The sequence below is a fragment of the Blastococcus sp. SYSU D00922 genome (assembly GCF_054050495.1).
Genome location: NZ_JBJGZL010000006.1, coordinates 14,573 through 31,106 on the forward strand (window position 1 = coordinate 14,573; position 16,534 = coordinate 31,106).

Below are 16,534 nucleotides of genomic sequence, written 5' to 3' on the forward strand. Positions count from 1 at the left end.
CTGGATCAGGGGCAGCCGGTGTTCCAGCCGGTGAGGGCCGGCCAGTCGTGCTCGTGGCCGAGGACGCCGTAGCGGCCGGTCGCCAGCGGGAAGAGCGCGCCGGCCTCCGGGTCGAGGCCCAGCCACCGGGCGGTGAGGATCCGCAGCACGTGGCCGTGGGCGACCAGGGCGACGTCGCCGTCGGCGAGCAGCGGACGGACGGTGGCGAGCACGCGGTCGACCCGCGTCGCGACCTGCGCGAGGGTCTCTCCCGGGGTGTCGCCGGGGATCGTCCCGTCGGCCCACAGCGACCACGGGCGGCCCCGCTCGGCGCTGATCTCCTTGGTCGTCCGGCCCTCGTAGCCGCCGTAGTCCACCTCGACCAGGTCCGGCTGGAGCTCGGTGACGACCGCGCCGTCCATCAACCCGGCCAGCTCCGCCGTCCGCCGGGCGCGGGTGAGCGGGCTGACGAAGGCGTGCGTGATGTGCCGCTGCGCCAGGACCGGCCGCAGCCGCCGGCCGTCGTCCTCCCCGTCGGGGAGCAGCGGGAGATCGGTCAGGCCGGTGTGCTGCCCGTTCCGGCTCCACTCGGTCTGCCCGTGGCGCACCACGACGATCTCACCCATGCCGCCATCGAACACGGCGCCGGGAACACCCGCGCGTCGTCCCGTGCTGGCCATGGGCATGACGACCGCACAGATCAGCGACACGTTCACCATCGGCGGGGACCTCCCCGTCCACCGGCTCGGCTACGGCGCGATGCAGCTCCCCGGACCCGGCGTCTGGGGCGAGCCGGCCGACCGCGCCGCCGCCGTCCGGGTCGTCCAGGCCGCCGTCGAGCAGGGCGTCGACTTCATCGACACCGCCGACTCCTACGGCCCCGAGATCAGCGAGCAGATCATCGCCGAGGCGCTGCACCCGTACCCGGAGCAGCTCGTCATCGCCACCAAGGCCGGGCTCACCCGCCAGGGCCCCGGCATCTGGACCCCCGTCGGCCGCCCGGCGTACCTCAAGCAGCAGGTCGAGCTCTCGCTGCGGCACCTGAAGCTCGAGCGCATCGACCTCATCCAGCTGCACCGGATCGACGCCGAGGTGCCGCTGGCCGACCAGCTCGGCGCGTTCAAGGAGCTCCAGGAGCAGGGCAAGGTGCGTCACATCGGCGTCTCGGAGGTCTCCGTGGACGAGCTGAAGGCCGCCCGGGAGATCGTCGACGTGGTCAGCGTCCAGAACCTCTACAACCTGACCAACCGGCAGAGCCAGGACGTGCTCGACTACGCCACCGAGGAAGGCATCGCGTTCATCCCGTGGTTCCCGATCGCCACCGGCGACCTCGCCGCCCCCGACAGCCCGGTCGCCGACATCGCCCGCGAGCTGGACGCCACGCCGTCGCAGGTCGCCCTGGCCTGGCTGCTGCAGAAGTCCCCGGTCGTGCTGCCGATCCCCGGCACGAAGTCCGTCGACCACCTCACCGAGAACCTCGGTGCGGCCCGGGTGACGCTGTCCGCCGAGGACATGGCCCGGCTGGACGCCCTGGCGTGAGCCTCAGCGTGCGTGACCGGCGGCCACCAGGTCGCCGGTCACGGACGCGGCCGCCCGGCGGACCCGACGGCCGGGTGTCCGGGCGGCGACGTTCCCGCGGAAGGCGGCGGCCGGGCGGACGACGTCGAGCTGGAGCTCCGCGGTCAGGTTCGCCATCCCGATGAGCCGCCGCGCGGCCGGCTGGGCGCCCACGACGCGGCACGACCGCCCGGCGGCCTGCAGCTCCCGCGTGAACCGGACCAGCTCGTGCAGGCCGGAGCAGTCCCAGAACCGCGCGGAGCCGAGATCCACCACGACCTGCGGCGTGCCCAGGCCCGCCGCCTGCCCGAGCGCATCGGCGACCAGGGGTGACGTGGAGAGATCGACGTCGCCGGTGAGCCGGAGGACGACCTGGTCGGGAGCGGGGACGAGAGCGACGTTCAGCTGCGGCACCATGCCTCCGTGGACCGGATGCGTCGGCCACCAGTTGTTCGACGGCCACCTCCGAGCCTAGGTCGGACGGATCCTCTTCACAACGGAGAGCAACCGATTGATTGCAGGAAGTTCACAGAATGGGACGCCGAGGGTCGCGTGACCCCGGCGGGACATCGTCGAGCGACGGGCGTCACCATGACCGGCGTGGACACTGCTGACTTCCGCCAGATCCGGGACGCCGTGCGCCAATTGGTCCGCGGGTCCGTCGTCCCCCGCGAGGAGCAGATCGAGGACGAGGACCGCATCCCCGACGACCTCCGGGCCCAGGCCGCCGACATGGGGCTGTTCGGCTACGCCCTACCCGAGGAGCACGGCGGTCTCGGCGTCACGATGACCGAGGACGTGCAGCTGGCCTTCGAGTTCGGCTACACCACCCCGGCGTTCCGCTCCCTGTTCGGCACCAACAACGGCATCGCCGGCCAGGTCATCGCCAAGTTCGGCACCGACGAGCAGAAGAAGAAGTACCTGCCGCGGCTGGCCGCCGGGGAGCTGATCGGTTCCTTCGCGCTCACCGAGGCCGAGGCGGGCTCCGACCCGGCCGGCCTCCGCACGACCGCTCGCCGCGACGGCGACGAGTGGGTCATCAACGGCAGCAAGCGGTACATCACCAACGCGCCGCTGGCCGACCTCTTCGTCGTCTTCGCCCGCAGCAACCCCGACGAGCGCGGCGGCCGGGGGATCTCCAGCTTCGTCGTCGAGACCGCCACGCCGGGCGTCACCGTCGGCCCCAAGGACAAGAAGATGGGCCAGTCCGGCGCGTGGACGGCGGAGGTCTTCTTCGACGACGTCCGCGTGCCCGCCGACGCGCTCATCGGCGAGGAGGGGCGCGGGTATTCGAAGGCGCTCACCGTGCTCTCCCGGGGGCGGCTGCACATCGCGGCGCTCTGCGTCGGCATGGCGCAGCGGGTGCTCGACGAGTCCGTCGCCTACGCCGCCACGGCCAAGCAGGGCGGCGCCCCGATCGGCCGGTTCCAGCTGGTGCAGGGCCTGCTGGCCGACATGCACGCCGAGCTGCTCGCCGGCCGCGCGCTGGTGCGCGAGGTGGCGGAGCGCTACGACAGCGGCGAGGACATGTCGATCGGCCCCTCGTCGGCCAAGCTGTTCTGCACCGAGATGGTCGGCCGGGCGACCGACGCGGCGGTCCAGGTGCACGGCGGCATGGGGTACCTCCGGACGACGCCGGTCGAGCGCTTCTACCGCGACGCCCGCCTCTTCCGGCTGTACGAGGGCACCAGCGAGGTCCAGCGCGTGATCATCGGCGGCGGGCTCCTGCGCGAGGCCGGCATGCAGCGTGGCTGAGCGGGACGTCCGGCGCGCGGCGGTCGGCGAGCTCGGGTCGGCGCTGCGCGACCTCGTCGACGCCGCCGTCCGCACCGAGGTGTCCCTCGACGACCTCGCGGCGGCCACCACGGGGGCGCGGGAGCTGGCCGCCCTGCTGCGGGCGGAGACCCGGGGACTGCACGACATCGCCACCGTCGACAACCCGGAGACCGGTGAGCGCTGGTACAGCCCGGTCTACGGGCCGGGCAACCCGGTCGCGCCGCCCATGGAGGCCTCGAGCACCCCCGACGGCCGGGCGACCGGACGCGTCACCCTGGGGAAGTCGCACGAGGGGCCGCCCGGTCTCGTGCACGGCGGCGTCGTGGCGACGTTGCTGGACCACGTGCTGGCGCGGGCGGTGCGCGCCGCGGGCCGGGGCGGCCTCACCGCCACGCTGACCGTCACCTACCGGCGGCCGGTGCAGCTGGGGGTGCCGCTGGTCGCCACGGCGGAGGTCGGGACCACCGAGGGGCGGCGCACCACCGCGACCGCCCGGATCGTCGCCGAGGACGACCCCGGCGCCACGCTGGCGGAGGCCGAGGGGCTGTTCGTCGCCCTGCGCCCGGAGCGCGCGGCCGACGTCTTCGCCCCGACCGGCCGCGACGTGGGCGCCTGGACCAGCCGGATCGACTGAAACGCCGCGCGCGAGCCCGCTCGGTTCCGCTACCGTCCGCCTCCCGACGGAGCAGGAGGACGCAGTGGCCGGATTCGCGTGGAGCGCTCATCCCGGAGCGGTGGACGGCTCCGCCGGCGTGCCCGCGGACGGCGACCTGCGCCCCGAGTTCGCGGACGTCGGGCGGCTGGCCCGCCGGGGGCTGCGGGCCGTCGTCGGCGCCGCGCGGGCGGAGGAGCGGCCCCGGCTGTCCGGGATCCTGGCCGACCACCTCGGCCGGGACGCGGGCGACCTGGACGTGGTGGAGGAGACCTGGCCCGGCTACGACCACGTCAACGTGCAGGCCGGGCTGGACGCGTGGCTGGCCGGCCGGACCTGGCGCCTCGTCGGCGTCGCGGGGTTCCAGCACGTCGTGTTCGGCATCGGCGATCTCCTCTCCGCCGGCGGGAACGACCACTACGGGCTGCGGCCCGGCAACCCGGCCAGCGTCAACCTCGCCAGCGGCCCCGACGGCGAGGTCCGCCCGTGCGTCCGCTGCGGCATCTACCTGGTCACCGAGGGCGGCGAGCGGACGGCGGTCCTGCTGCGGGGCTCCGCGCCCGAGATGGGCCAGGACATGGTGTCGGTGCAGATCGTCAGCACCGACCCCGAGGCGGCGGCCGCGGCCGCCGCCGAGATCCGGGCGGCCAGCCTCGAGCACAACGTCTTCCGGGGGCAGGTCCTGTCCTTCGGGCAGGAGGTCTTCGGCCACGGCCGGACCCTGCTGCAGTTCCACCGCCGCCCGGTCATGACCGCCGACCAGCTGGTCCTCGCACCGGAGACGCTGGCGGAGGTCCGCCGGCAGGTGGTGGAGGTGGCCCGCCACAAGGAGCGCCTGCTCGCCGCCGGTCAGCACCTCAAGCGGGGCCTGCTGCTCTACGGCCCGCCCGGCGTGGGGAAGACGCACACCGTCCGCTACCTGACCAGCAGCCTGACCGGCACCACCGTGCTCCAGCTGACCGGCAACGCGCTGCACCTGATCGCAGAGGCGTGCTCCGTCGCCCGGGCGCTGCAGCCCGCGATGCTCATCATCGAGGACGTCGACCTGATCGCCGAGGACCGCGGCATGCACCCGGGTCAGCACCCGTTGCTGTTCCAGCTGCTCAACGAGATGGACGGGCTGGCCGAGGACGCCGACGTCGTCTTCGTGCTGACGACCAACCGCGCGGACCTGCTCGAGCCGGCGCTGGCGGCCCGCCCCGGGCGGGTCGACCAGGCCGTCGCGCTCGAGCTGCCCGACGCCACCGGCCGCCGTGCGCTGTTCGAGCTCTACCGGGGCGAGCTCCGGGTGGACACCTCGGGCCTGGACGACGTCGTCGCGCGGACCGAGGGCGTGACCGCGTCGTTCCTCAAGGAGCTGCTCCGCCGGGCGGCGCTGCTCGCGGCGACGCGCACGCCCGACGGCGAGGAGCTGGCGGTGTCGGCCGCGGACCTCTCGGCGGCGCTCGACGAGCTGCTCGACACCCGCAACGCCATGACCCGCACGCTGCTGGGCAGCACGCCGGGCTGAGTCAGTCCGGCCGCCGGTCCGGGGTGTTCGCCGGGTCGCCGGACGGGTCGAGCGTCCGGCCGCCGGCGGGCCGCAGCAGGTCGCCCGGTGCGCCGTCGCCCCGGCCGAGGGCGGGGACGAACTGGGCGAGCACCTCGTCGCTGCGGTGGGCGGGCACCCAGTCCAGGAGCCGGCGGGCGCGGGTGGTGTCCTGGGCAGGCAGCTGCGTCCCCAGGTCGAGCCATCCCGGCTCCGTCGGCACCAGGCGCGCGGTGAACGCCGCGTGCAGCCCCGCCCGCAGGACGCGCGCCGGGACGGGGACGCGCACCGTCCCCAGGGCCCGGGCGATCGCGTCCGGGTCCAGCACCGGTTCGGCGGCCAGGTTGAACGGACCCGGCGCGCGGCGGTCGAGCATCCGCACGAGGGCGTCCGCCACGTCGTCCGCGTGGACGAACGAGACGGCGACGGACGGCAGGGGGAGGGGCAGCAGCCGCGCCACGGCACCCGGGAGGGCGCGTGCGGCGCCGAAGAGCAGGGGCCCGAGGAAGTAGCGGCCGATCTCGCTGCCCGCCTCCGGCTGCAGCACCAGGGTCGGCCGCACGACGGTCAGGGTGGTCCCGTCGGGCCGGCCCACGACCTCGCGCACGACCCGCTCGGCTTCGGACTTGTCCCGGCTGTACTGGGAGCTCTGCACGCCCGTCGTCGGCCAGTCCTCGGTGACCTTCTGCCCGACGGCCCCGCCGGTGTAGGCGCCGATGGAGGACATGTGCACGAACTGCGCGACGCCCGCGGTGGCGGCGGCACGCGCGACGCGCTCGGTGCCCTCGACGTTGACCCGGCGCAGCTCCTCGGGCCGGCGCCCCGGCTGCAGCGCCCACGCCAGGTGCACGACCGCGTCGACGCCGTCCAGGAACCCGGCGAGGTCCTCCTGGCTCGCCGGCTCGCCGAGGTCGGTCAGGTACCACCGCACCCCCGCGTACGGGGCGATGTCCGGCGGCCGGCGGCGGGCCAGGCCGCGGACCTCCGCGACGCCGGAGCCCGGTGCGGTCAGGCGCCGGAGCAGGGCGGTGCCGACGTTGCCGGAGGCGCCGGTGACCGCGACGGTCAGGCCGGCGAGGTGGCCGGGGGAGAGATCGGGCATGGGCTGGCGCTACCCGATCGGGTCGCGCGCAACCCGGCGCACCGCCGCCTCCGTGCGCTCCTCCCCGGGGTCGGCCCGCAGGCCGAGGGACACCACGGCCAGCAGCAGCATCCCGGCCGCTCCGGCGAGCAGGCCGGCCGGCAGCCCGGCGGTGTCGGCGACGCGGGGGAGGACCAGGTTGCCCAATAGCCCGCCGACCATGAGCGCCAGGGACGACGCCGAGACGGTGGTGGACCGCTGCGCCGACGTCGTCCGGTCGTGCATCAGCTGCTTGCGCAGCGGCCACGCGGCGGCGTTCAGCAGGTAGAACACCGCGTAGGCGACCGCCGCGAGCACCACCCCGGGCGCCAGCGCCACCGCCGCGATGGCGCCCGCGGCGAGCACGGAGGTCCCCGCGCTGACCAGCACGACGGAGCCGCCGGCGGCCCGGCCCAGGCCCGGTGCGAGCAGCGAGCCCAGAGCGGCCGCGGCGAACGACAGCGCGGTGACGACGCCGAACACCGCCGAGCCCACCTCGGCCGACCCCGACAGCTCGGCGAAGTGCAGGGGTCCGAGCAGCTCCAGCGCGGTGAGGACCAGCCCGACCAGGAAGGACACCGCCAGCAGCAGCCGCAGCAGCCGCTCGTGCAGCACCAGCCGCACGGTCGCCCGGACGACCAGGGGCACCTCGCGGAGGCCGCCGCGCAGCGCCGCCGCCCCGGACGCGTGCGCCGCCCGGACGGGGACGACGAGCAGCAGGACCGCCACGACGTGGACCACCGCGAACGCCGCCGCGAGCAGCAGCGGCAGGGCGAGCGCCGCCGCCCCGTCGCGCTCGGCGAGCAACGGCAGCACGCCACCGACGACCGCACCGACGGTGAGCCCCGCCGCGTCGGCCGCCGCCGCCCGGGACAACCCCGTGGTGATCTCCGCGTCCGGATCGCCCCGGTGCACGGTGTCGACGTACCACGCCTCGAGCGGCCCCGAGTCGAGCGCCCGCGCGACGCCCTTGAGCGCCCAGGCGATCGAGAACACCAGCATGCTGTCGGCCACGGCCATGGTGAGCAGCCCGGCCGTGGTGAAGAGGCCGGAGAGCGCCAGCACCGGCCGGTGGCCGATGGCGTCGGCCAGCCCGCCGGTGGGCAGCTCGAGCAGCAGGGTCACCGCGCCGTAGATCGCCACGGTGACGCCGATGTCGGCGGGGGACAGGCCCCGCTCGGTCGCCAGCAGGACCGAGACCGGGACGGCGACCCCGACGGGCAGCCAGCGCAGCGCGGTGAGCCCGACGAAGCGGCGACGGGCCTGCGCCGGCGTCAGCACCCTGCTCACAGCGGGTAGTCCTTCAGCGTGAACAGGTCCAGCAGCACGTGCACGAGCGGCTGGTCGGGTTCCTCGTTCTCGTCGCGCCAGCGCTGGACGACGGCGTTCAGTTCGTTGATCAGCTCGCGGGCCCGGGCGGGCGACAGCCGCAGGGCCCAGTCGTTGAGCGACGCGGCGGCCCGCCAGTCGTCGTCGGTCTCGTCGCGCTCGGCGGCGAAGGCGGCGAGCATGCGGCGCTGGTGGGCGACCAGCCGGTCGGTGAGCTCGTCGACCAGCTCGCGGCCGCCGGGCTGGTCGAGCACCTCCTCGGAGTTCCAGCGGGTGCTGCGGTGCAGCGCGCGCCACCACCGCTCCCGGCCGGTGCCCTCGTCGGGCACCTCCTCGACGAAGCCGAAGCCGGCCAGCTGCCGCAGGTGGTAGCTGGTCGCCCCGCTGCTCTCGCCCAGCCGTTCGGCGAGCCGGCTGGCGGTGGACGGTCCGTCGCTGCGCAGCGCGGCCAGGAGGCTCATGCGCAGCGGGTGGGCCAGCGCGCGCAGCGCCCGTGGGTCGTGGACGTCGATGGCGCTGCCGGGAGGGATGTCGGCCATGCCGACGACGGTAGACCGCAAAGAAGTCTTTGCAAAGAACTCTTTGCATCTATCCCAGCGAGAGCCCGCGCTCGGCGAGGGCGGCGCGGAGCACGGCGACCGCCTTGGGTCCGACACCGTGCAGCGCGAGCAGGTCGCGCGAGGGCACGCCGTCGAGCTGGTTGAGGCGCGTGTAGCCGGCCTCGGTCAGGGCGGCGGTCGCCGGGCGGCCGATCTCGCGGGGCAGGTCGTCGGGTGCGGTCACGCGGGTGATGATGCCGGTCGGTCGGGGCCCAGGGAGGTCCCCAGCGGGCCTGCCGCGCCCTCCTTCAGCTCGACGAACAGCACGTGGGTCGGGGTGTCGCCGATGTTCTCGCCGCTGTGCTGCTGCGCCGGCAGCCACCCGGTCAGACCGGCGGGCATCTCGACGTCGCGGTGGGCGTCGCCCGCGTGCAGCCGCCGCCGGAACGCGCTCAGGGTGTGCATGACGCTGTCCGGGTGCGCGTGCGGCGTCGTCCGGTCGCCGGGGGCGTCGGTGTACTCGAGGACGCGCACCCGCTCGTTCTCGAAGACGACGCGGTAGTGGTGGGGGTTGGTGTCCACCGGGTCGAGGGTCATGCCCCCGGACTGTGCTCCGCTCCCGTGCCCCGCGACAGGTCCTCCGGTGCGGCGTCGTCCAGCGACCGGCCGCGGCGCTCCGGCAGCCCCCAGGTGGCCAGCCCGCCCAGGACGAAGAACGCCGCGAAGGTGCCGAACACGAGCCCGGTACCGCCCGCGTCGAGCAGCGGCGGAACGCACAGGGGTGCGGCGATCGAGGCCAGCCGGCCGAAGCCCGCGGCCGCTCCGGCGCCCGTGGCCCGCAGGACCGTCGGGTAGACCTCGGGCGTCACCGCGTACAGCGCGCCCCAGGCGCCGAGGTTGAAGAACGACAGCACCATGCCGGTGAGCAGGACGGCGGTCTCGCCGTCGGCGGCGGCGAACAGCCCGGCGCCGACCGCCGAGCCGACCAGGAAGGTGGCCAGCGTCGCCCGGCGTCCCCAGGTCTCGATGAGGACGGCGGCGACCGCGTACCCCGGGAGCTGGGCCAGGGTGATGACGAGGGTGAAGCCGAACGAGCGGACCAGCGAGAACCCGTCGGCCACGAGCAGCGTCGGCAGCCAGATGAACGCGCCGTAGTAGGCGAAGTTGATGCTGAACCAGACGACCCAGAGGGCCGCGGTGCGCAGCCGCGTGCCCGACGCCCACAGCGCCCGCGGGCCGGGGGAGCGGACCGGCACCGGTGGCGGGGAGCCGACCGGCCCGACGCCCGCCGCCCGCTCGAAGCGGCGCACCGCCGCCTCGGCCTCATCGACGCGGCCCCGGGCCTCCAGGAAGCGCACCGACTCGGGCAGGCCCCGCCGGACGAACGCGGCGTAGAGCGCCGGCAGCGCTCCGATCGCCAGGGCCCACCGCCACCCGTCGTCGCTGGCGGGGACGACGAAGTAGCCGATCAGCGCGGACAGGGTCCAGCCGACCGCCCAGAACGCCTCCAGCAGCACGACCACCCGCCCGCGCACCCGTGCCGGCGCGAACTCGCTGACCAGGGTCGAGGCGACCGGCAGCTCCGCCCCGAGCCCCAGGCCGATGAGGAAGCGGAAGACCAGCAACGCGCCGACCGACCAGGCGAGGGCGGCCGCCCCGGTCGCCAGGCCGAAGACCAGCAGGGTGAGCGCGAAGACCTGCCGCCGTCCGAACCTGTCGGCGAGCAGACCGCCCAGCGTCGCGCCCAGCGCCATCCCCGCGAAGCCGATCGAGCCGATCCACGACAGCTCGGTCGGGGAGAGGTCCCACTGCACGGCGAGCGCGGCCATGACGAAGGAGATGAGCCCGACGTCCATGGCGTCGAGCGCCCAGCCCAGACCCGACCCCACGACCAGGCGGCCGTGCTCCCGGGTGAAGGGCAGCCGGTCCAGCCGCTCGGCCCGGGGGAGGTCGGTCCCCGTCGCGGTCACGGTGGTCGCCCTCAGGCGGCGCGGACGTGCGCGGTGACCAGCTCGGCCACCCGCTCCGGGGCCAGCTCGGGGATCCAGTGCGTCACGCCGTCCAGGACCTCGAGGCGGTAGGGGGCGTCCACGAACTGCCCGGTCGCCTCGGTCGCGGCGCGGCCCAGGAACGCGTCCTCGGTGCTCCACAGGTGCAGGGTCGGGACCCGCACCCTGCCCACCGGGTCGCGCCCGCTCCAGGGCAGGGCGCGGTACCAGCCCAGCGCCGAGGACAGCGCTCCCGGCTCGCGCATCCGCGCGACGTAGCGGTCGACCGCGTCGTCGGGCAGGCCGCCCCGCCTCAGCACCCGGCGCAGGGCCTCCCCGTTCCCGGCCAGCAGCAGCCGCTCCGGCAGCAGGGGCAGCTGGAACAGCGCCACGTAGAACGAGCGCAGCGCCTGGTCGCTGATCACCATGGCCTTCGCCATCGCGGCGGGGTGCGGCACCGAGATCGCGGTCAGCGTCCGCACCCGGTCCGGGTGCCACGCGCCCAGCGCCCACGCGGCGATGCCGCCCCAGTCGTGCCCGACGACGTGCGCCTTCTTGATCCCGGCCGCGTCGAGCATGGCCAGCACGTCCTCCGTCGTCTCCCGGAGCGCGTAGTGCTTCCGGGTGCGCGGCCGCGCCATCGGGGAGTAGCCGCGCTGATCGGGGGCGAGCGTGCGCAGGCCGTGCTGGTGCAGGGCGGGCGCGACCCGGTCCCAGGCGGTGCAGTCCTGCGGGAACCCGTGCAGCAGGACGACCGGCTCCCCGTCGGAGGGGCCGGCGTCGATGACGTCGAAGGTCAGGCCGTCGCGGCGGAAGCTGTCCACGACGGGACTGTGCCCCGGCGGGTCACCGGTCCATGCATGGGGTCGGGGAGCCGCCTCGCCGTCGCTCCCGGACCGGTGTTCCCGCTACCGGTGCCCTGCAGGGCTCGAGGAGCGGGAGCGGGACTCCAGGAGCGGCGGGTCAGGGGGTGCGCAACCCGGAGAAGGCGGTGGCGACGACGGCGTCGGCCAGCTGCTCCCCGGTCAGCGGCCCGTCGGGGCGGTACCACTCCGTCAGCGAGTTGACGGTGCCGAAGAGCAGGCGCGCGACGACCCCCGCGGGCACGTCGGCGCGGACGGTGCCCTCCGCGGCGGCGTCCCGGACCAGGCCGGCGACGATCCGGTCGAACTCGCGGCGGCGCTGCAGCGCGGCCACCTCCACGTCGGAGTTCCCGCGCACGCGCAGCAGGAGGGTCACGAACGGCAGCTCCGTCGTCAGCACCCGGACCGACCCCCGGACGACGTGCTCCAGCCGGTCGATCGCCCGGCCGGTGCGCGCCCCCGGCTCCCGGGTGACGGCGAACAGCCCGTCCAGGGCGCGGTCGAGGGCCAGGCGCAGCAGCTCGTCCTTGCGCGGCACGTGGTGGTAGATCGCCGACTTGGTGATGCCGAGCCGGCCGGCCAGCTCGTCCATGCTCGTCGCCTCGAAGCCCCGCTCGTTGAAGACGGCGACCGCGACGGTCAGGAGCGAGTCGAGCGAGTGGCCGGGGCGCCCGCGGCGGGCGACACCGACGGCGGGGGTCTGTGACTCAGGTCTCATGGCGCGGTAGACTTTACCGACCAGTTGGTCAGTAAATCGACGAGGAGGGGTGCGTGACCGTCGATTCGCCCCCCGCGCCCGACCTCGAGCGCGACTTCGAGGCCACCATCGCGGCCGACCACCGGATCGAACCGCGGGACTGGATGCCCGAGGGGTACCGCCGGACGCTGATCCGCCAGATCGCCCAGCACGCCCACTCGGAGATCATCGGGATGCAGCCCGAGGGCGACTGGCTGCTGTCGGCCCCGAGCCTGCGCCGCAAGGCGATCCTGCTGGCCAAGGTGCAGGACGAGGCCGGGCACGGGCTGTACCTGTACTCGGCCGCGGAGACGCTCGGCGCCGACCGGGCCGACCTCACCGACAAGCTCGTCGAGGGCCGGCAGAAGTACAGCTCGATCTTCAACTACCCGACGCTGTCCTACGCCGACGTCGGCGTCATCGGCTGGCTGGTCGACGGCGCGGCCATCTGCAACCAGGTCCCGCTGTGCCGGTCGAGCTACGGGCCCTACGCCCGCGCGATGATCCGCATCTGCAAGGAGGAGTCGTTCCACCAGCGGCAGGGCTACGAGCTGCTGCTCACGATGATGCGCGGCACCGATGAGCAGCGGGCGATGGTGCAGGACGCCGTCGACAGGTGGTGGTGGCCCTCGCTCATGATGTTCGGCCCGCCGGACGCCGACAGCCCCAACACCGCGCAGTCGATGGCGTGGGGGGTCAAGCGGCACACCAACGACGAGCTCCGCCAGCGCTTCGTCGACATGACGGTGCCGCAGGCGGAGTTCCTGGGGGTCACGCTGCCCGACCCGGAGCTGTCCTGGGACGCCGACGCCGGGCACCACCGGTTCGGCGCGATCGACTGGGCGGAGTTCCGGACGGTGATCAGCGGTGAGGGGCCGATGAACCGGGTGCGGATCGCCCGCCGGCGGGCCGCGCGCGACGACAACGCGTGGGTGACCGAGGCGGCCACCGCGTACGCGGAGAAGCACGCATGAGCACCGACCTCACCGCCGAGGGGGGCCACGGCGCGGTCCCGGTGACCGGCGTCCCGGTGCGACCGGAGCCGTCGGTGAGCCGCCGCGACTGGCCGCTCTACGAGGTCTTCGTCCGGGGCAAGCGCGGGCTCAACCACGTGCACGTCGGCTCGCTGCACGCGCCGGACGACGAGATGGCCGTGCACGCCGCCCGCGACCTCTACACGCGCCGCAACGAGGGCGTGAGCATCTGGGTGGTCCGCTCGGCCGACATCACCGCGTCGAGCCCGGACGAGAAGGACCCGATGTTCGCCCCCAGTGGCGACAAGGTCTACCGGCACCCGACGTTCTACGACATCCCCGACGACGTCCCGCACATCTGATGCACGAGGAGACCGTCTACGACGCGCTGACCGCCGCCCACGGCGACGAGGCGCGCTGGGCGTTCGGCACCGGGTTCGACGACCCGCTCGCCGGCGTCGACACCACGGTCCCGGCGGGCGTCGACCCGGCCGACCTCGGCGCCTACTGCCTCATGCTCGGCGACGACGCGCTCGTGCTCAGCCAGCGCCTGACCGAGTGGATCACCCGGGCCCCCGAGCTCGAGGAGGAGGTGGCGCTGGCCAACATCGCCCTCGACCTGCTCGGGCAGGCGCGGCTGCTGCTCGCGCGGGCCGGGTCGTGCGGGGTGGTCGGGCGGTCGCGGGACCGCGCGGGTGCGGCGGTGCCGGACGAGGACGCGCTGGCCTACTTCCGCGACGCCGACGAGTTCCGCTGCGCAGGCCTGGCGGCCGCCCCGAACGGGGACTTCGCGCACACCGTCGTCCGGCTGCTCGTGGCCTCGACGTGGCGCCTCGCGCTGGCCGCCCGGCTGCGCGGGTCGCGCGACCCGGTGCTGGCCGCGGTCGCGGCCAAGGCCGTCCCCGAGCTGACCTACCACCGCGACCACGCCGCGCGCTGGGTGCTGCGGCTCGGCGACGGGACGGCGGAGTCGCACCGGCGCGCGCAGGCCGCTGCCGACGCCGTCTGGCCGCTCACCGCGGACCTCTTCGCCGCCACCGACGTCGAGCGCCGGCTGGCGGGGGAGCGGGTCGGGGTGGACCCGGTCGTCCTCCGGGACGAGGTCCGCGGCGTCCTGACCCAGGTGCTGGAGCGGGCCACCCTCGCCGTCCCTCCGTGGCCCGCCGACTTCCCGCCGCAAGGGCATGCGGGCCGCCACGGTCCGGAGCTGGCCGCCCTCCTCGACGGGCTGCAGGGCCTCGCCCGCGCCCACCCGGGGGCGACGTGGTGAGCGGGCGGACGCTGCGGCGGACCGGCCGGCGCGGGGACGAGCGGCTCGACCCGCGACCGGTCGCCGAGGCGGTCGTCGACCCGGAGCTCCCGGTCCTGACCCTCGCCGACCTCGGCGTCCTCCGCGACGTGCGCACCGAGGCCGACGGCACCGTGGTCGTCGAGATCACCCCCACGTACTCCGGCTGCCCGGCGATCGGCGTGATGCGCGCCGACCTGCTGCACGCCCTGCACGACGCCGGGTTCGAGCGGGTCGACGTCCGCACGGTGCTCTGGCCGGCGTGGAGCACCGACTGGATCTCGGCCGAGGGCCGCCGCAAGCTCGCCCAGGCCGGCATCGCGCCGCCGGGCGCGGCCCCCGCCCGGCCGCCGGGGCCGGTGCCGCTGGACCTGGGCCGGCCGCGCCGGACCGCCGCCTGCCCGCTCTGCGGCTCCGCGGACACGGAGGAGGTCAGCGAGTTCGGCGCCACCGCCTGCACGGCGCTGCGCCGGTGCCGGCAGTGCCGGGAGCCGTTCGAGCACGTGAAGGAGATCTAGTGACGGCCGCGCCCGTGCTGACCCGGCGCCGCACGTTCCACCGGCTGACAGTGGCGCGCGTCGACCGGCTGACCGACGACGCCGCGGCCGTCACCTTCGACGTCCCGGAGGAGCTGGCCGCTGAGTTCGCCTTCCGGCCAGGCCAGTCGCTCACGCTGCGGCGCACGGACGCCGGGCGCGACGAGCGCCGCGACTACTCGATCTGCGCGCCCGCGGGAGCGCCGCTGCGCATCGGCGTCCGCGAGGTGCCGGGCGGGCTGTTCTCCTCCTGGCTGGTGCACAGGGTCCGCCCCGGCGACGAGGTGGAGATGCTGCCGCCGTCCGGCCGGTTCACGACCGACCTGTCGGTCCCGGGAGACCACGTCTTCGTCGTCGCCGGGTCGGGCATCACGCCGGCCCTGTCCCTGGCCGCCAGCGCGCTCGCCGACGGCAGGTCGACGGTCACGCTGCTCTACGGCAACCGCCGGGCGGACACGGTGATGTTCGCCGACGAGCTGGCCGACCTGAAGGACCGGCACGGTCCGCGGTTCACGCTGCTGCACGTGCTGTCCCGCGAGGCCCGCGACTCCGACGTGACCAGCGGCCGGCTGGTGGGGGAGCGGCTGCGCCGGCTGGTCGGCGCGCTGGTCGACCCCGGGCGGGTCGACCACTGGTGGCTCTGCGGACCGCACGGGCTGGTCACCGATGCCCGCGCCCTGCTCGCCGACCTGGGCGTGCCGCGGGAGCGGGTGCACCAGGAGCTGTTCTACGTCGACGACGTGCCGCCGCAGCCGGTCCGGGGTGACGCCTCCGCGGTCACCGGACCCGCGAGCGAGGTGACCGTCGTCCTCGACGGCCGGGCCACGCCGCTCACCCTGCCCCGCGACGTGCCGCTGCTGGACGCGGCCCAGCGGGTGCGCGGCGACCTTCCGTTCGCCTGCAAGGGCGGCGTCTGCGGCACGTGCCGGGCGCGGGTCACCGGGGGAGAGGTGCGGATGCGCCGCAACTACGCCCTGGAACCGGAGGAGGTCGCGGCGGGCTACGTCCTCACCTGCCAGTCGCTGCCCGTCTCGGACGCCGTCACCGTCGACTACGACGCCTGATCCGGACGCCTGATCCGGACGCGTGGCGGCGCGGTCGCCACGCGTCGGGGACGATGGGGCCGTGACGACCCCCGCCCCGGAGCTCATCGTTCTCGTCGACGACGACGGGCGGTCCGTCGGCACGATGCCCAAGCCGCTGGTGCACCACGGGGAGACCCCGCTGCACCGCGCCTTCTCGGCCTACCTCTTCGACGACGCCGGCCGCCTGCTGCTCACCCGCCGGGCGGTGGACAAGGCCACGTTCCCCGGCATGTGGACCAACACCGTCTGCGGCCACCCGGGCCCCGGCGAGGACGACGCCTCGGCGATCGCGCGGCGCGCCCGCTTCGAGCTCGGGCTGGGCGTCGCGGACATCCGCCCCGCGCTGCCCGGCTACCGCTACCGCGCCGAGTTCCGGGGTGTGGTCGAGAACGAGATCTGCCCGGTCTACCTCGGCCGGTTCACCGGCACGCCCGAGCCCGACCCCTCCGAGGTGGAGGAGTGGGAGCTGCTGGACTGGGCCGGGTTCCGCCGCCGGCAGGAGACGGAGGGCGATGCCTGGTCCCCGTGGTGCCGCGAGCAGGCCCGCCTGATCGAGGAGGCCGGGCTGGTGCCCGCCGCCTGAC

At 75.0% G+C, this 16,534-nt stretch carries 20 protein-coding genes; 10 read left to right on the forward strand and 10 right to left on the reverse strand.

Annotated features, from left to right (window positions below):
• Positions 1–5 precede the first annotated feature (5 nt).
• Complete coding sequence (locus ACI78T_RS10410) at positions 6–605, reverse strand: histidine phosphatase family protein (RefSeq protein WP_456558018.1); 600 nt, start codon at positions 603–605, stop codon at positions 6–8.
• 58 nt (positions 606–663) lie between these two features.
• On the opposite strand from ACI78T_RS10410, the gene ACI78T_RS10415 reads away from it, so the two are divergent.
• Complete coding sequence (locus tag ACI78T_RS10415) at positions 664–1,518, forward strand: aldo/keto reductase (protein WP_456558019.1); 855 nt, start codon at positions 664–666, stop codon at positions 1,516–1,518.
• 3 nt (positions 1,519–1,521) lie between these two features.
• Here the strand turns inward: ACI78T_RS10415 and ACI78T_RS10420 are convergent, their stop codons facing one another.
• Entirely contained in the window at positions 1,522–1,953 is a 432-nt protein-coding gene (locus ACI78T_RS10420) for an STAS domain-containing protein (RefSeq protein WP_456558020.1), read from the reverse strand.
• A 174-nt stretch (positions 1,954–2,127) separates the two neighbouring features.
• Between ACI78T_RS10420 and ACI78T_RS10425 the strand changes: the two genes are divergently transcribed.
• The 3 genes from ACI78T_RS10425 (at position 2,128) to ACI78T_RS10435 (ending at position 5,474) form a co-directional block, all read left to right on the forward strand.
• Complete coding sequence (locus tag ACI78T_RS10425; RefSeq protein WP_456558021.1) at positions 2,128–3,291, forward strand: acyl-CoA dehydrogenase family protein; 1,164 nt, start codon at positions 2,128–2,130, stop codon at positions 3,289–3,291.
• Entirely contained in the window at positions 3,284–3,946 is a 663-nt protein-coding gene (locus tag ACI78T_RS10430; protein ID WP_456558022.1) for a PaaI family thioesterase, read from the forward strand. Before ACI78T_RS10425 ends, ACI78T_RS10430 begins: the two co-directional genes overlap by 8 nt.
• Before the next feature lie 64 nt (positions 3,947–4,010).
• Positions 4,011–5,474 carry an AAA family ATPase gene (locus tag ACI78T_RS10435; RefSeq protein ID WP_456558023.1) on the forward strand — a complete coding sequence of 488 codons (1,464 nt, stop codon included), beginning with the start codon at positions 4,011–4,013 and terminating at the stop codon, positions 5,472–5,474.
• Position 5,475: 1 nt separating this feature from the next.
• Here ACI78T_RS10435 and ACI78T_RS10440 read toward each other — a convergent pair whose 3' ends face one another.
• The 8 genes from ACI78T_RS10440 to ACI78T_RS10475 form a co-directional block, all read right to left on the reverse strand.
• A complete protein-coding gene (locus ACI78T_RS10440; RefSeq protein WP_456558024.1) occupies positions 5,476–6,594 on the reverse strand; it encodes an NAD-dependent epimerase/dehydratase family protein in 1,119 nt (372 codons plus the stop codon).
• A gap of 9 nt (positions 6,595–6,603) precedes the next feature.
• Complete coding sequence (locus tag ACI78T_RS10445; RefSeq protein WP_456558025.1) at positions 6,604–7,902, reverse strand: MFS transporter; 1,299 nt, start codon at positions 7,900–7,902, stop codon at positions 6,604–6,606.
• Positions 7,899–8,480 (reverse strand): helix-turn-helix domain-containing protein, encoded by a 582-nt coding sequence (locus ACI78T_RS10450; RefSeq protein ID WP_456558026.1) that lies wholly within the window; start codon positions 8,478–8,480, stop codon positions 7,899–7,901. Before ACI78T_RS10450 ends, ACI78T_RS10445 begins: the two co-directional genes overlap by 4 nt.
• A gap of 49 nt (positions 8,481–8,529) precedes the next feature.
• On the reverse strand, positions 8,530–8,724 hold the full coding sequence (locus tag ACI78T_RS10455; protein ID WP_456558027.1) for a DNA-binding protein: 195 nt from the start codon (positions 8,722–8,724) through the stop codon (positions 8,530–8,532).
• Positions 8,721–9,077 (reverse strand): cupin domain-containing protein, encoded by a 357-nt coding sequence (locus ACI78T_RS10460; RefSeq protein ID WP_456558028.1) that lies wholly within the window; start codon positions 9,075–9,077, stop codon positions 8,721–8,723. Before ACI78T_RS10460 ends, ACI78T_RS10455 begins: the two co-directional genes overlap by 4 nt.
• A complete protein-coding gene (locus ACI78T_RS10465; RefSeq protein WP_456558029.1) occupies positions 9,074–10,450 on the reverse strand; it encodes an MFS transporter in 1,377 nt (458 codons plus the stop codon). Before ACI78T_RS10465 ends, ACI78T_RS10460 begins: the two co-directional genes overlap by 4 nt.
• Before the next feature lie 11 nt (positions 10,451–10,461).
• Positions 10,462–11,292 carry an alpha/beta fold hydrolase gene (locus tag ACI78T_RS10470; RefSeq protein WP_456558030.1) on the reverse strand — a complete coding sequence of 277 codons (831 nt, stop codon included), beginning with the start codon at positions 11,290–11,292 and terminating at the stop codon, positions 10,462–10,464.
• A 139-nt stretch (positions 11,293–11,431) separates the two neighbouring features.
• A complete protein-coding gene (locus ACI78T_RS10475) occupies positions 11,432–12,049 on the reverse strand; it encodes a TetR/AcrR family transcriptional regulator (RefSeq protein WP_456558031.1) in 618 nt (205 codons plus the stop codon).
• 53 nt (positions 12,050–12,102) lie between these two features.
• On the opposite strand from ACI78T_RS10475, the gene paaA reads away from it, so the two are divergent.
• The 6 genes from paaA to idi all read left to right on the forward strand — a co-directional run bounded on the left by paaA (position 12,103) and on the right by idi (position 16,533).
• On the forward strand, positions 12,103–13,041 hold the full coding sequence (gene paaA / locus ACI78T_RS10480; protein ID WP_456558032.1) for a 1,2-phenylacetyl-CoA epoxidase subunit PaaA: 939 nt from the start codon (positions 12,103–12,105) through the stop codon (positions 13,039–13,041).
• The gene (gene paaB, locus ACI78T_RS10485; protein ID WP_456558033.1) at positions 13,038–13,403 is read left to right on the forward strand and encodes a 1,2-phenylacetyl-CoA epoxidase subunit PaaB; all 366 of its coding nucleotides are present in this window, start codon (positions 13,038–13,040) and stop codon (positions 13,401–13,403) included. The genes paaA and paaB overlap by 4 nt, the downstream gene beginning before the upstream one ends.
• Positions 13,403–14,311 carry a 1,2-phenylacetyl-CoA epoxidase subunit PaaC gene (paaC, locus tag ACI78T_RS10490; protein ID WP_456558034.1) on the forward strand — a complete coding sequence of 303 codons (909 nt, stop codon included), beginning with the start codon at positions 13,403–13,405 and terminating at the stop codon, positions 14,309–14,311. Before paaB ends, paaC begins: the two co-directional genes overlap by 1 nt.
• A complete protein-coding gene (paaD, locus tag ACI78T_RS10495) occupies positions 14,308–14,847 on the forward strand; it encodes a 1,2-phenylacetyl-CoA epoxidase subunit PaaD (protein ID WP_456558035.1) in 540 nt (179 codons plus the stop codon). Before paaC ends, paaD begins: the two co-directional genes overlap by 4 nt.
• Entirely contained in the window at positions 14,847–15,929 is a 1,083-nt protein-coding gene (gene paaE, locus ACI78T_RS10500; protein ID WP_456558036.1) for a 1,2-phenylacetyl-CoA epoxidase subunit PaaE, read from the forward strand. Before paaD ends, paaE begins: the two co-directional genes overlap by 1 nt.
• A gap of 61 nt (positions 15,930–15,990) precedes the next feature.
• Complete coding sequence (gene idi, locus ACI78T_RS10505) at positions 15,991–16,533, forward strand: isopentenyl-diphosphate Delta-isomerase (RefSeq protein WP_456558037.1); 543 nt, start codon at positions 15,991–15,993, stop codon at positions 16,531–16,533.
• Position 16,534 lies beyond the last annotated feature (1 nt).

Coding starts and splice junctions, on each gene's coding strand:
- ACI78T_RS10410 (WP_456558018.1), bottom strand. CDS start 605: ATGGGTGAGATCGTCGTGGTGCGCCACGGGCAGACCGAGTGGAGCCGG.
- ACI78T_RS10440 (WP_456558024.1), bottom strand. CDS start 6,594: ATGCCCGATCTCTCCCCCGGCCACCTCGCCGGCCTGACCGTCGCGGTC.
- paaB (WP_456558033.1), top strand. CDS start 13,038: ATGAGCACCGACCTCACCGCCGAGGGGGGCCACGGCGCGGTCCCGGTG.
- ACI78T_RS10415 (WP_456558019.1), top strand. CDS start 664: ATGACGACCGCACAGATCAGCGACACGTTCACCATCGGCGGGGACCTC.
- ACI78T_RS10425 (WP_456558021.1), top strand. CDS start 2,128: ATGACCGGCGTGGACACTGCTGACTTCCGCCAGATCCGGGACGCCGTG.
- ACI78T_RS10450 (WP_456558026.1), bottom strand. CDS start 8,480: ATGGCCGACATCCCTCCCGGCAGCGCCATCGACGTCCACGACCCACGG.
- ACI78T_RS10475 (WP_456558031.1), bottom strand. CDS start 12,049: ATGAGACCTGAGTCACAGACCCCCGCCGTCGGTGTCGCCCGCCGCGGG.
- ACI78T_RS10460 (WP_456558028.1), bottom strand. CDS start 9,077: ATGACCCTCGACCCGGTGGACACCAACCCCCACCACTACCGCGTCGTC.
- ACI78T_RS10420 (WP_456558020.1), bottom strand. CDS start 1,953: ATGGTGCCGCAGCTGAACGTCGCTCTCGTCCCCGCTCCCGACCAGGTC.
- paaC (WP_456558034.1), top strand. CDS start 13,403: ATGCACGAGGAGACCGTCTACGACGCGCTGACCGCCGCCCACGGCGAC.